10 protein-coding genes are annotated in these 12,741 nt (G+C 76.1%); 6 read left to right on the top strand and 4 right to left on the bottom strand.

Translation table 11 applies throughout. The features are described from left to right. Positions 1 to 82: 82 nt before the first annotated feature. The gene (locus RVR_RS38510) at positions 83 to 1,666 is read right to left on the bottom strand and encodes an alpha/beta hydrolase-fold protein (RefSeq protein WP_202232026.1); all 1,584 of its coding nucleotides are present in this window, start codon (positions 1,664 to 1,666) and stop codon (positions 83 to 85) included. Between the two features lie 499 nt (positions 1,667 to 2,165). Here RVR_RS38510 and RVR_RS01405 point away from each other — a divergent pair, with 499 nt between their 5' ends. After that, a complete protein-coding gene (locus tag RVR_RS01405; protein WP_202232025.1) occupies positions 2,166 to 2,444 on the top strand; it encodes a hypothetical protein in 279 nt (92 codons plus the stop codon). Positions 2,445 to 2,489: 45 nt separating this feature from the next. On the opposite strand, the gene RVR_RS01400 is transcribed toward RVR_RS01405, so the two are convergent. The 3 genes from RVR_RS01400 to RVR_RS01390 all read right to left on the bottom strand — a co-directional run bounded on the left by RVR_RS01400 (position 2,490) and on the right by RVR_RS01390 (position 5,451). Further along, on the bottom strand, positions 2,490 to 3,293 hold the full coding sequence (locus RVR_RS01400) for a response regulator transcription factor (protein WP_202232024.1): 804 nt from the start codon (positions 3,291 to 3,293) through the stop codon (positions 2,490 to 2,492). A gap of 205 nt (positions 3,294 to 3,498) precedes the next feature. Continuing rightward, on the bottom strand, positions 3,499 to 4,755 hold the full coding sequence (locus RVR_RS01395; protein WP_202232023.1) for a sensor histidine kinase: 1,257 nt from the start codon (positions 4,753 to 4,755) through the stop codon (positions 3,499 to 3,501). A gap of 147 nt (positions 4,756 to 4,902) precedes the next feature. After that, on the bottom strand, positions 4,903 to 5,451 hold the full coding sequence (locus tag RVR_RS01390) for a hypothetical protein (RefSeq protein ID WP_202232022.1): 549 nt from the start codon (positions 5,449 to 5,451) through the stop codon (positions 4,903 to 4,905). A gap of 304 nt (positions 5,452 to 5,755) precedes the next feature. Here RVR_RS01390 and RVR_RS01385 point away from each other — a divergent pair, with 304 nt between their 5' ends. The 5 genes from RVR_RS01385 (at position 5,756) to RVR_RS01365 (ending at position 12,160) form a co-directional block, all read left to right on the top strand. Next, positions 5,756 to 6,910 carry a spore photoproduct lyase family protein gene (locus tag RVR_RS01385; RefSeq protein WP_202238304.1) on the top strand — a complete coding sequence of 385 codons (1,155 nt, stop codon included), beginning with the start codon at positions 5,756 to 5,758 and terminating at the stop codon, positions 6,908 to 6,910. A gap of 148 nt (positions 6,911 to 7,058) precedes the next feature. Beyond that, a complete protein-coding gene (locus RVR_RS01380) occupies positions 7,059 to 8,456 on the top strand; it encodes a molybdopterin-dependent oxidoreductase (RefSeq protein ID WP_202232021.1) in 1,398 nt (465 codons plus the stop codon). After that, positions 8,453 to 9,094 carry a hypothetical protein gene (locus tag RVR_RS01375; protein ID WP_430393090.1) on the top strand — a complete coding sequence of 214 codons (642 nt, stop codon included), beginning with the start codon at positions 8,453 to 8,455 and terminating at the stop codon, positions 9,092 to 9,094. The genes RVR_RS01380 and RVR_RS01375 overlap by 4 nt, the downstream gene beginning before the upstream one ends. Before the next feature lie 113 nt (positions 9,095 to 9,207). After that, on the top strand, positions 9,208 to 10,902 hold the full coding sequence (locus RVR_RS01370) for a hypothetical protein (RefSeq protein ID WP_202238302.1): 1,695 nt from the start codon (positions 9,208 to 9,210) through the stop codon (positions 10,900 to 10,902). Positions 10,903 to 11,083: 181 nt separating this feature from the next. Beyond that, on the top strand, positions 11,084 to 12,160 hold the full coding sequence (locus tag RVR_RS01365; RefSeq protein WP_202232020.1) for an NAD-dependent epimerase/dehydratase family protein: 1,077 nt from the start codon (positions 11,084 to 11,086) through the stop codon (positions 12,158 to 12,160). Positions 12,161 to 12,741 lie beyond the last annotated feature (581 nt).

Raw genomic sequence — 12,741 nt, 5'->3', positions numbered from 1 at the left:
CTGGCACGGGAGCGGAGCGGCCGGATGAAGCGGTGCGAGGGACGGCCGGGCGGAGCGGCCGGGCGCAGCGGCCGGGCGGAGGCTAGAGGCGCGAGGCCGCCGCCGAGGTGCTGGCGTTGTAGTAGCGGTCGCCGCTGTACACGGCCGTGACCGTGGCTCCGGCGGCGGTGCGGGCGGAGAGGGTGGCCTTGCCGTTCCTGACGGCGACGGGCTTGCCGAGGTCGGCGCCGTCGACCTTGAACTGCACGGTGCCGGTCGGGGCGGCGGGCTCAGCGGTGGAGGCGGTCACTGTCGCGGTGAGGGACGTCGTGCCCGCGGTGGCCGCGGTGGAGGTGGTGCGGAAGCCGGTGCGGGTGAGGAAGTCGGCCAGGGCGGACTGCCAGAAGGTCCAGGTGTGGCCGCCGCCGGTGGAGTAGTAGGTGAAGGGGACGCCGGCGTTGATCATGCCCTCGCGCTCGGTGGTGGCGGTCATCATCGGGGCGTTGCCGCCCAGGTCCTCCTGGCCGATGGCGAGGTGGATGCCGAGGACCTGCTTGAGCTGGGGGTTGGTGTAGGCGGGGTCGACCGGGGTGTTGCCGCTGCCGGTGACGGTCACGGCCGGCGCTCCGGAGGCCGGCGACCACGCGCCGACGTACCCGAACTCGGTGGTCTGCTGGAACAGGAAGTTGTTGGCCTGGGTGCCGTAGGCGGAGGTGCCGGCGAAGGCGCGGCCGCTGGCGCTGGTGCTGACGTCGTAGTGCTTCTCGACGTACGGCAGGACGTTGTCGGTGATCTCCTGGGTGTAGACCGTGCCCTTGGTCAGCCCCGAGCCGTCGGGCATGACGACGATCGCGGGCTGCATCCTGCCCTGCGCGACGAGGTTGTCGACGATCTGCTGGAGCCGGCCGCGGGTGGGCCAGGCGGCCTCGTTCTCGCCGCCGCCGTGGCTCAGGACGAACACCGGGTAGGGGGTGGAGCGCTTGGGGTCGTAGCCGGCGGGGGTGTAGACCGCCAGCGGGTGGGTGCCGGTGCTGGTGTTGGCGGTCGGGTAGCTGACGTCGGTGATCCGGCCCTGCTCGCCCTTGGGGGCGTCGGCCTGCAAGGAGGAGTCGGTGGTGCCGAACTTGGCGTCCGAGGGCACGTAGACCTGGGAGAACACCGCCGGCGACGCCCCGGCGGCCGAGCTCCACGCCGGAACGGTGGGATCGGTCTCGGCGGTGCAGCCGCTGAGCGCGGGGGCCGCCGCCGTGCAGTCCGGGTAGAACTGGTAGTCGAAGGTGCCCGAGGGCAGCGGGACCGTGTACGACCAGATCCCGGTCCTGGCGTCCTCGGTCATGTCGGCCACGGGCCAGTTCTCGCTGGGCATGTCGGGCGACTGGAGCGCGAAGTCGCCGGGCTGCCACTGCGCCGCGGGGATGGGCGCCGCGTTCGTCGGGTCCGTGCTGGAGGAGGCCGTCGACGCGAAGGACCACGCGCCCTTGATGCGCATCGAGGTGGCCGAGGCGTCCTTGATACGGAACGTCACCTCGTAGCCCGTCGGGCCCTTCTTGGTGTGGGTGACCGTGGCCCCCAGCGCCTCGGGTGCCTTGGCCCGTGCGTCCGCCGACCCGGGCAGGAGGGCGACGCCCAGCGCCGCGGTCAGGGACAGTGCGACCAGCAACGTGATTCTGCGTGGTGCCTTGGACATGTCTCATCCTCGTTCTGTAGGTGCCGCGTGCCATCCCGTCGTGTTCCTGGCGGCCGGATTCCGGGTGCCGACTCGGGGAGAGGGTGGGTGCCGGCGTCGTGTCCGCCGGTTCGCCGTCGAGTCATTCCGTTCGCACTCTGAACGGCAGCCAGACGATCCGCGCGCGCTGACGGGTGACCAGGGGAGGGCTCTCAACCTTCGCTGCCAGCGGAGTTGTGCGCCGCTGACGGGAAGTGAGGGGGGATGGCGAGAGCACTGAATTCAAGAGATGAAGGCATTCTTGCGTTCGGTGTCGCCATTTCTAACCTGCTTGTAACCGGAACGTCAATGGGTGCGACGGTCGTCGGCGCTGCTCAGCGAGCGGCGGACCCGTCGCCGGGCCCTGTCTGTACCTCTCACCGGACGTCGGGTGCGCGGCGGACGGCCGGCGGCGGGAACCGGACGGGCCGGGGGCATGTCGTTCACTGCAACTGCGGGGGGCGAGCGAAGCGAGGGTCTGATGAAGCAACGACGTGTGACGAGGTTCGTGGCGGCCGCGCTGCTGGCGCTCATCGCGATACCCGCCGTGGCCGGGTGCTCCAGCGACAAACGGGGGACCGGGGACTCGCCCGTGGCCAACCACCGCGGTGACGACAGCCCCGCGAACGTGACCAACTTCCCCGACCAGTTCGCCAACATCGCGACCAAGTGCGTGGCCGGCGCCCCCGGGTTCCGCGCCTTCGTGACCACCCGCGACGCGGCTCCCGTGGTGATGGCCGACCCCACCTGCAAGGGCTGAGAGGAGCGGGCGGCACGCCACCCCGCAGGCACCGCTACTGGTCGGCTACTGGTCGGCGGTCACCAGCCGGTTGCGCCACGCCCAGGCGATGAGCGCGCCCCGGTCGTCCAACGCCAGCTTGGACAGAGCGTGGTTGAGGTGGGTCTTGACGGTGGCCTGGCTGACGACCATCTCACGGGCGACCTGACGGTTGTTGAGCCCTCTGGCCACCAGCCGGACCACGTCCACCTCACGGCGGGTCAGGCCCTCGGCCTCCGGCGGGAGAACGGTCCCGGCCGCCTGCGCCGCGGCGGACGCGGCGGGCGCGGGAACGGGGACGACGGCCGAGGCGCCGGCGGTCGCGGTGGCCGGTGCGGCCCAGGCCCCGCCCCCGCCCCCGGGGTACGGCCCCGCCCCGGTCGCCGCCCGTGCCGCCCCCGCCGCCGGCTCCTCCACGACGAGCTGGACCAGCCGGCGCTGGACGGCGGGGTCGAGGACGGTCCGCCCGGCGGCCACGTCACGGACCGCGGCGAGCACCGCCTCGCCGGTGGCGTCCTTGGTCAGGTAGCCCGCGGCGCCGGCCCGCAGCGCGGGGAGGACGGCGTCGTCGTCGGCGTACGTGGTCAGGATCAGCACCCGGGTGCCGAGGCCCGCGCCCAGGATGGCCCCGGTCACCTGCGCCCCGTCCAGGCCGGGCATCCGCAGGTCCACCAGGGCGACGTCGGGCGTCTGCTCGGTCGCCAGCCGCAGGGCCTCCCGGCCGTCGCCCGCCTGCCCGACCACCTCGATGTCCTCGGCCAGGGTCAGCAGCAGCACCACGCCGTCACGCACCACCGCCTGGTCGTCCGCGACCAGCACCCGAATCGTCACGCGTCCCTCTTCCTCGTCTTCCTCCTGCCGTCACGGCCCGCTGGAGCGGCCGAGGCGGTCACGCCCCCATCCTCCCGCGCCCGGCCACCGGCGGAGCCGCCACCCACCTGGTGGCCGGCCGCGGGACTCCCCGCCTCGCCGGCCGGCCCCTCGTCCGGCCCGGCCCTGCCAGCCGTAGGGCCCCGCTTGCCGTACGGCCCCCGCCCTACGTCGGCGGCCCGTCCGCCGATCCCTCCGCCGATCCCTCCACCGATCCCTCCACCGGCCCCGCCCCCGGCCCTTCCGCGGGTCCCGCCCCCGGCCCGGTGGCGGCGGCCGGGGCCACCGGCACGCGCAGCGTCACCCGCCAGCCCGGGCCGCCGGGAACCGGCCCCGCGGCCACGGTGCCGCCGGCCCGCCCGATCCGCTCGGCCATGCCCCGCAGCCCGCTGCCGCTGCCCTGCACCCCGGACGGGTCGCGTCCGGCGGGCAGGCCGTGGTCGCGCACGGCCACCCGGACCTCGCCCGCGTCCCAGGCCACGTTGACCTCCACGACGCTGCCGGTGGCGTACCGCGCCGCGTTGGTCAGCGCCTCCTGGACGGCCCGGTACACCGCGTGCCCCGCCTCCGGGGACAACAGGCCGGGCCGGCCGGTGACCCGCAGCCGGGCGCCGCCGGGGAAACCGTGGACCAGTGTCCCGAGGTCGTCCACGCCGCGCGACGGCCCGGCCCGCAGCGCGCCGACCGCCGCGCGGGCCTCCTGAACGCCCTCGCGGGCCAGTTCCGCCGCCCGTTCCAGCGGGCCGGTCAGCGCCGGCGACGCGCCCTCGCGCGCGGCCACCGCCCGTACCGCCTGGAGCTGGAGGTTCAGGCCGGCCAGGCTGTGCGCCAGCACGTCGTGCATCTCGCGGGCGATCCGGCCGCGCTCCTCGGCGGCGGCGGCCTCCTGCCGGGCCAGCCGGTTGGCCTCGACCTCGGCGAGCAGCGCCACCACCCGGTCCCGCTCGGCCAGCAACTCGGCGTGCTCGGCCGTCCGGTCGGCGATGAACCACGCCCCGACGGCCGCCAGCAGACCGGTCGCGCTGCCCGAGATCACCATGATCGCGACGCCGAAACCGACGGCGACCACCGCGACACCCGCGCTGCGCACCGGCCCCGGCGGCACGCACAGCGGGAGCACCGCCGCCCCGACGAGGACCGGGATCTCGCCCAGCCCGATGGGCGCCAGCAGCGTGATGGCGAAGCCGCTGCCGATGGTCAGCAGGACGCCCCACACCGCCCGGTCCGCCGGCAGTATCCGGCGGCTGAGCACCATGCCCAGCTCGGCGAGGAACCCCAGCACGCCGACGGCCGCCTTGGTCGCCGCCCCGGGCGCGGCGACCACCGACACCGCCATGCACAGCACCATGACGGCCGCGGCCCCCAGGGCCCGGCCGGTGAAACGACGGCGGTCCGGCCCCGCCACCAACCAGGTGTTCGCCATTCCCGCTCTCCGTCCACCGGCCCCCACGGGGGCCGCCCTCGCCCTGCCGACCGCGCGGCCCACCGCTGCGCACCCTACGCACACGCCCGCGTCCCCCCGCAGCCGGCGCCGGGGCGCGGCCCGCGGGGGGGACGGACGCGGTCCTGCTCAGACGTACGCTCCGGGCCGGGCCTGCGGTGCGGGGGCGGTTTCCTCCCGGCGGGCGCGGGCGAGCAGGCGCTGTCCGCGGAGGACGATGGTGCCCAGCCGGACCACGACCTCGCCGAAGGCCATCAGGATGAGGGCCACGACCCATGCCTGGGCGCTGGTGATGTCGTGGGCGGAGGAGAAGTGGGCGACGTGGGCGGCGCCGGAGGCGTGCGAGGACCACACGGCGAAGCCGAGGCGGAAGCCCATGCTGGCCACCCACAGGGCGGCCGCGCCGACGGAGGCGCGGACCCGTACCTGGCCGTCGGCGAGCCGGACGCGGGTGAGCAGGCCGCCGAAGAGGCCGAAGACGACGCCCGCGGCGGCGAACAGGCCCGCCAGCAGCAGGTCGTTGCCGGCGGTGGGGACGGGGTGCAGGTAGTTGACCGCCGCCCAGCCGATGATGGCCAGCGGCAGCAGCACGGTCCGCGCGGTCAGCCGCTCCTCGCGCATCTGGCGGAAGACGATGAGCACGAGGACGATGTCGATGATCCAGTCGGTGGTGGTCATGGCATCGAGCATCCGCTCCGGCGGGCTCCATGACCTCGACCCACGGGTGGAACCCGGGTGGAGATCCCCTCTCCACCCTTCTCCACTCCTCGCCGCGGTCCCCGCACCGCCGGTGCGTACGCGCGTGCCGGCGCCGGTCGGCGCCGTAGGGTGATCACGTGACGGCATCCACCCCTCGCGCGCGGGTCACGCGCCGCGAACGGCTCAGGAGCACGCGCCGCGAACGGCTCGGGCGGTCCCGGTGGGCCGTGTGACGCCTCGCCCCGACCAGCCGCGGTGGTCCGAGGAGCCGCGGTGGTCCGACGTGCCGCCGCGCCCCGACGCGCTCTTCGAGCTGGACGCCCTCGACCCGGGTGCCGGCCCCCGCACGCCGCCACCGGCCGAGCCCGCGCTCCCGGCCGCCCGCGGGCTGCTGGACGTCCGCGAGATCCACGCGGAGCCGGAGGCGGCGGCCTCGCCGCGGGGCCTCGAGATCCTGGCCCGGTTCCCGCGGGCACGGGTCGTCGAGGTCGCCTCGCACTGGCGGATCCCGCACCTGCACGGCAACGAGGGGAACGTGGCCCGCTGGGTCCGGGTGAAGTCCGAGGTACTGGTGCTGGGGGTGCGCAAGACCTTCACGGTCCGCCCCAACGGGCGCTCCGCCGACTGGATCGCCCCCGGCCTGTCCAACGGCTGCGCGATGGCGTGCGCCTACTGCTACGTGCCGAGGCGCAAGGGCTACGCCAACCCCGTCACCGTCTTCACCAACCCCGGGGACGTCATCGGCCACCTCGGCCGCCACATCGCGCGCCAGGGCCGCAAACGGGAGCCGAACCAGTGCGACCCCGCGGCCTGGGTGTACGACATCGGCGAGAACGGGGACTGCTCCGCCGACGCGCTGATCTGCGACAACACCCTCGACCTCGTCGCGGCCTTCCGCCACTGGCCCACCGCGAAGGCGTCGTTCGCGACCAAGTTCGTCAACCCGGCCCTGCTCGCCTACGACCCGCGCGGCCGGACCCGGGTACGGCTGTCGGTGATGCCGCCGCGCGACTCCCGCCTGCTGGACATCCGCACCAGCCCCGTGCCCGACCGCATCGCGGCGGCCGGCGACCTGCTCGAAGCCGGCTACGAGGTGCACTTCAACCTCTCCCCGGTGGTGCTGCGGCCCGGGTGGCAGGCCGACTGGGCGGACCTGCTCCGGCACATGGACGACGTGCTGCCCGCGGCCGTCAAGGCGCAGGCGGCCGCGGAGGTGATCATGCTCACCCACAACGAGGAGCTCCACGAGGTCAACCTGGGCTGGCACCCGCGCGCCGAGGACGTGCTGTGGCAGCCCGCCGCCCAGGAGACCAAGCACTCGCAGAACGGCGGCACCAACCTCCGCTACCGCGCCCCGGTGAAGCACGCCGCGGTGGTCCGGCTCGGCGAGCTGATCGCCGCCCACGCCCCCTGGCTGCGCGTCCGCTACGCCTTCTAGGGGCCTGTCCGGCCGACGCCGGGCTCCTCGCCAGGCGTGCGGGGCGCCGGTGCCCGCGAACCGTCCCGCGCCCGGCGGCACGACGTCATGGTTTCGTCATGGGTCGCTGCGGCTCACCGGCACCTTCCCGGACCTACAGTCCGGGCGTATGGACAGCTCCCCGAGCCCCCCACCCGAGCCGCCCGCCTCCCGCGAGGGGGCGGAACACGCCGACCGGCGCACGTCGTTCCGCGCGCGCGTGGCCCGGCAGGCCCGCCGCCTTCCCGCCGTCCCGCCCGGTCCGTGGCGCAGCCCGCTGCGCGGCCCGTGGCTGACGTCGGTCTTCGGGGCCGTGCTGCTGGTGGGCCTCCCGGTGCTGTTCCTCACCGGCCTGCTGTCGTACGCCGCCTACAACCCGGACCTGTCGCGGATCAACGACAAGACCCCGGACAAGGGCCTGCTGGGCTTCTTCCTGTTCCCGTGGCCGACCCACCCGTACTGGCTGTACCGGGTCACCCAGGGCGTGCACGTCACGCTCGGGATCGTGCTGGTGCCGGTCCTCCTGGCCAAGCTCTGGTCGGTGGTGCCGAAGCTGTTCACGCTGCCGCCGGTCCGGTCGGCCGCGCACGCCCTGGAGCGGCTGTCGCTGCTCCTGCTGGTCGGCGGCGGCCTGTTCGAGTTCGTGACGGGCATCCTGAACGTGCAGCTCGACTACGTCTTCCCGGGGTCGTTCTACCCGCTGCACTTCTACGGCGCCTGGGTGTTCTCCGGCGCGCTCGCCGCCCACGTCGCGCTGCGGCTGCCCCGGACCGTACGGTCCCTGCGCGGCCGCGACCTCCGCGCGGAGCTGCGCACGCCCACCGCCCGTACCGTGCCCGAACCGGCCGACGACAGCGGACTGGTCCCCGCACATCCCGCGCCGCCGACCATGTCGCGGCGCGGCGCGCTCGGGCTGGTGGGACTGGGCTCGCTGGTGCTGTTCCTGGTGACCGCCGGCCAGAGCATCGGCGGACCGCTGCGCCGGACCGCGCTGCTGGCCCCGCACGGGCGGAACCCCGGCTCCGGTCCGAACGGCTTCCCGATCAACAAGACCGCCGCGCTGGCCCGCGTCCGCGCGCAGGACGTCGGCGAGGGCTGGCGGCTGGTGGTGCACAGCTCCACCCGCGGCCGGCGCGTGGAGCTGACCCTCGACGAGGTGCGGGCGCTGGCCCAGCACACCTCCGCGCTGCCCATCGCCTGTGTCGAGGGCTGGTCCAGCGACGACCAGCACTGGGAGGGCGTCCGGCTGGCCGACCTCGCCGCCCTGGTGGGCCACCCCTCGGACCCGCCCGGCGTGTTCGTGGAGTCGGTCCAACTGGCCGGGTCCTTCCGGGCGGTCGCCCTGCGCGACAACCAGGTCCGCGACCCCCGCGCCCTGCTCGCGCTGCGGGTCAACGGCGCCGACCTCTCACCGGACCACGGCTATCCCGCCCGGGTGATCGTGCCGGACGCGCCCGGCGTGATGAACACGAAGTGGGTGCACCGGCTGACCTTCGGCGCCACGACCTTCCCGCAGGACGACGCGTGAGCGCCCCCGCGCCCGGCGCGCGCCCGCACCGGCAGGGCGCCGACCGCCACCGCCCCCGCGCGCGCCGCCTGCGGACCTGGGCCGACCGGTTCCGCACGCTGTACGGCGCCCCGCCCGCGCACCTGCTGGTCCTGCTCGCCTCCTTCGCCGTGTGCGGGTACGCCGGGGTCCGGCTGCTGGCGCGCGACGGGGCCGACGTGGCGAAGTGGGTGGTGGGCGCGGCCCTGGTGCACGACCTGGTGCTGCTGCCGCTGTACGCGTGCGCGGACTGGGCCCTGCACAAGGCGTTGCGCCTCCCGGTCAGGCCCGGCCGCAGCGAGCCCGGCCGCACCGACACCGGCGGTAGCGTGCCCGGCGGCAATGAGCCCGGCGGCAGCGACCACGGCCGGACCGGGCGTTCGGCCGCCCTGCGCCTGGCGGTCCTGCACCACGTCCGGGTTCCGGCCCTGCTGTCGCTGCTCCTGCTGCTCGTCTACTGGCCGCTGATCAGCGGAGCGCGGACCCACTACCGGGCCGGGACCGACCTGGACCCCGGCGTGTTCCCCGGCCGCTGGCTGCTGCTCACCGCCGCGCTGTTCGCCGCCTCGGCCGCGGTCCTCGCCCTGCGCTGGTGGCGCACCCTGCGGCGGGCCCGGTGAACCCGCGGCGGACCACCGGTCGGTCCGCGAGGGCCGCCGAACGGACGGCAGGATATGACGAAACCATGACGTCACCCGGCGCTCCCCGGGTACGGCGCCGCGCGCTCCCTACGATGGCGCGGGTGCGCCAGACTCCTTCCGGCGAGGCCGCCGGGGCCCGTTCACCCGCCGCCGATCCGCCCGCCGCCGATCCGCCCGCCCCCGATCCGCCCTCGGACGGCCGCCCTTCCAAGGACGGCTCCTGCGAGGACCGCGCCCCCTGCGAGGACCGCCCGGTCGGCGACCGGACCGGCCTTCCGGCGCCTTCCGACGAGGACTCCGGTGGCCCCGGACGTCGCGCGCGCGGCGAACGGCGCACCGTCGCCGGCCGCCGGGCGGACGTCGCCGCCGCGGTCGCGGCCGCCGCGCTGTTCGCGGTCGTCGCCGTCGTGGGCAGCGTGATCGAGCACCGCAGCGGAACGCTGCGCGCGCCCTGGCCGCCGCTGCTCGCCCTGTGGGACCCGCACGTGGGCCCCGGGACCCCCGCCGCGATCGCCGTCGCCGTCCTGGCCGTCGCCTACGGGCCACAGGTCGCGGCCCGGCTGCCGTGGCGGGCGCTGCCGTGGGCCGCCTGGGCCGCGGCCATGGCGTGGACGTGGTCGCTCGCGCTGGTGGACGGCTGGTGGCGCGGGGTCGCCCACCGGCTCGCGAGCCGCAACGAGTACCTCGTCGAGGTGCCCCGCTTCCGGGACGCGGGCGCCGCCCTGCGCGGCTACACCGGCCACATCCTCATCGACTCACCGGGCCACTGGAACGCCCACGTCGCCGGCCACCCCGCCGCCGCCGTCATGACGTTCGTCGGCCTGGACCGGATCGGACTGGGCGGTGGCGGCTGGGCCGGCGCCTTCTGCATCACCACCGGCGCGTCGGTCGCGGCGGCCGCCCTGGTCGCGCTGCGCGCCCTCGGCGCGGAGGACCGGGCGCGGGCCGCCGCGCCCTTCCTGGTGCTCACCCCGGGCGCGGTCTGGGTCGGCGCGTCGGCGGACGGGTACTTCGCCGCCGTCGCCGCCTGGACGCTCGCGCTCCTCGCCCTCTGCGTCACCGCGACCGGCCGGTTCCGGCGCCTGACGGCCGCGTTCGGCGCCGGGACGCTGTTCGGCCTCGCCGTGTACCTCTCCTACGGGCTGGTCCTGCTGGCCGTCCCCGTGGCGGCGGTCCTGTGGCGGGGCCGCACCCTGCGGCCCGTCCCGGCCGCCCTGCTGGGGTTCCTGGTCGTGCCGGTCTGCTTCACGCTCGCCGGGTTCGACTGGTGGGACGCCTACCGGCTGCTGAAGGTGCGCTACTACCAGGGCGCGGGAGGCGTCCGACCGTACGCCTACTGGCTGTTCGGCGACATCGGCACGGTGGTGGCCGCCGCCGGTCTGGCGTCCTTCGCGGGTCTGCGCCGGTCCGCCGCGGCCCTGCCGGGCGGTGTGCGCGCGGGCGGACCGGGGGGCGGCGGTCCCGGTGTTTCCGGCGGTTCCGGCGGTCCCCGCGGTCCCGGCGGTACGGGAAGCGGCGTCGCGGGGGGCGCGCGTCCGCGCGGCCTGCTCCGGCTGGCCGAACGCCTCGACCCGGTCGTCCTGCTCACCGTCGCCATGGTCCTGGCCGTCCTCGCCGCCGACCTGTCGGGGATGAGCAAGGCCGAGACCGAGCGCATCTGGCTGCCCTTCACCCTGTGGCTGCCGGCCGGCGCCGCCCTGCTGCCCGCAGGCGACCGCCGCGCGTGGCTCGCCGCGCAGGCCGTCCTCGCGCTGCTGCTCAACCACCTGCTGCTCACGTACTGGTAGCCCGGCACACGCCCGCGCCCGCCGGTCCGGCAGCGGTCCGGCTCCGGCGGTGGTCCGGCGGTGGTCCGTCGGTGGTCCGGCGGCGCGTCCGCCTACCGGGGGCGGCGCCGAGTTCTTACGAAACGCTGGCGTGCGCGCCGATGCCACGGGTGCCGGGACCAGCGGCTCCTAGGGTCGTGGCATGCGCGTACTCGTCACCGGCGGCGCGGGCTTCATCGGCTCGCACATCGTCGCCGCCCTGGCCTCCCGAGGACACGAAGCCGTGGTCCTGGACGTCCTGCTGCCCGCCGCCCACGCCACGGTGCCCGACCGGCCTCCGCCGGGCACCGCGGAGTTCCTCCGGGACGACGTCCGCGACGCCGAGGCCGTCGCACGGGCGCTGCGGGGGATCGACGCCGTGTGCCACCAGGCGGCGATGGTCGGCCTCGGCAAGGACTTCGCCGACGCCCCGGCGTACGCGGGCTGCAACGACCTCGGCACCGCCGTCCTGTTGGCCGAGATGGCGCGGGCCGGCGTACGGCACCTGGTGCTGGCCGCCTCGATGGTCGTCTACGGGGAGGGACGGTACGACTGCCCGCGGCACGGCCGGGTGGCGCCCGGCCCCCGATCGGCCGCGGACCTCGCCGCGGGGCGCTTCGAACCGCCCTGCCCCCGCTGCGGGGCCGCCCTGCTCCCCGGGCTGGTCGACGAGGACACCCCGGCCGACCCGCGGAACGTCTACGCCGCCACCAAACTCGCCCAGGAACACCTGGCGTCCGCCTGGGCGCGCTCCACCGGGGGCCGCGCCGCCGGACTGCGCTACCACAACGTGTACGGCCCCGGGATGCCGCGCGACACCCCCTACGCGGGCGTGGCGTCCTTCTTCCGCTCGTCCCTCGCGCGCGGGCAGGCACCCCGGGTCTTCGAGGACGGCGGGCAGCGGCGCGACTTCGTCCACGTCACGGACATCGCCGCCGCGAACGTGGCCGCGCTGGAGGCCGTCGCCGCCCGCCCGCCCGGCTCCTACCGCGCGTACAACGCCGGCAGCGGCACCCCGCACACCGTCGGCGAGATGGCCGCCGCGCTCGCCGACGCCAGCGGCGGACCGGCGCCCCGCGTCACCGGCGAGTTCCGCCTCGGCGACGTCCGCCACATCACCGCCTCCTCGGCCCGGCTGCGCGCCGAACTCGGTTGGCGGCCGCGCGTCGGTTTCACCGACGGCATGGCCGACTTCGCCCGCGCCCCGCAGCGCGCGGCGGACGGTGCGGGGGCGCGGTGAGGGCGCCGGCGGGAGCGAGGCCGGTGCGCGCCGAGCCGGACACCGGGCCAACTCCTCGGCCCGGCGGGCCTGTCGGGCCGAGGCGTGCCGCCGCGCCAGGGACGGTCCGGCGGATCGTGCCGGTCGGGCCCGCGGCGTCCGGTGCCGTGCACCGCACGGCGCGGACCTGTCCTCGCACCGGGTGGTCCACGGATGGTTCGACCACGCCGGGAGGTGCGGTGCCGGGCGTCGTGAGCCCGGCACGATCCGCCGGACCGGCCCCGGGGCCGGACGGGTCGGGACGTGTGGGCCGCCGGAGGGTCGCGTCGGCGCGTCGGGGCCGCCCGCCTTCCGGCCCGGCGCGCGGCGCGGGTGGCGGCGCGGGTGGCGGCGCGCGCGGGCTGTCGGGCCGTCAGGACGACGCGGAGGGAGGCCCGGTGCGCCGGAACGCCGGGTGGGCGCCGCGCGCCGGTCGGGTCGGCGCGTGCGGACGGCCCGCCCGGGGGCTCGGCGCGTGGCGCGGGCCGGCGCGGGCGGCGACGGGGGAGGGCGCGGCCCGTCCGCGTTTCGTAAGGGTCTGCCGGCCGTCACGACGGCATCCG

Origin of the sequence: Streptomyces sp. SN-593 (assembly GCF_016756395.1) — a bacterium.
Classification (GTDB): Bacteria; Actinomycetota; Actinomycetes; order Streptomycetales; family Streptomycetaceae; genus Actinacidiphila; species Actinacidiphila reveromycinica.
This window is presented reverse-complemented; position numbering and strand designations above follow the sequence as displayed.

Excerpts from the sequence above, each read along its gene's own strand:
- RVR_RS38510 (WP_202232026.1), bottom strand. The coding sequence starts at position 1,666 with ATGTCCAAGGCACCACGCAGAATCACGTTGCTGGTCGCACTGTCCCTG.
- RVR_RS01405 (WP_202232025.1), top strand. The coding sequence starts at position 2,166 with ATGAAGCAACGACGTGTGACGAGGTTCGTGGCGGCCGCGCTGCTGGCG.
- RVR_RS01395 (WP_202232023.1), bottom strand. The coding sequence starts at position 4,755 with ATGGCGAACACCTGGTTGGTGGCGGGGCCGGACCGCCGTCGTTTCACC.
- RVR_RS01390 (WP_202232022.1), bottom strand. The coding sequence starts at position 5,451 with ATGACCACCACCGACTGGATCATCGACATCGTCCTCGTGCTCATCGTC.
- RVR_RS01380 (WP_202232021.1), top strand. The coding sequence starts at position 7,059 with ATGGACAGCTCCCCGAGCCCCCCACCCGAGCCGCCCGCCTCCCGCGAG.
- RVR_RS01370 (WP_202238302.1), top strand. The coding sequence starts at position 9,208 with ATGGCGCGGGTGCGCCAGACTCCTTCCGGCGAGGCCGCCGGGGCCCGT.
- RVR_RS01365 (WP_202232020.1), top strand. The coding sequence starts at position 11,084 with ATGCGCGTACTCGTCACCGGCGGCGCGGGCTTCATCGGCTCGCACATC.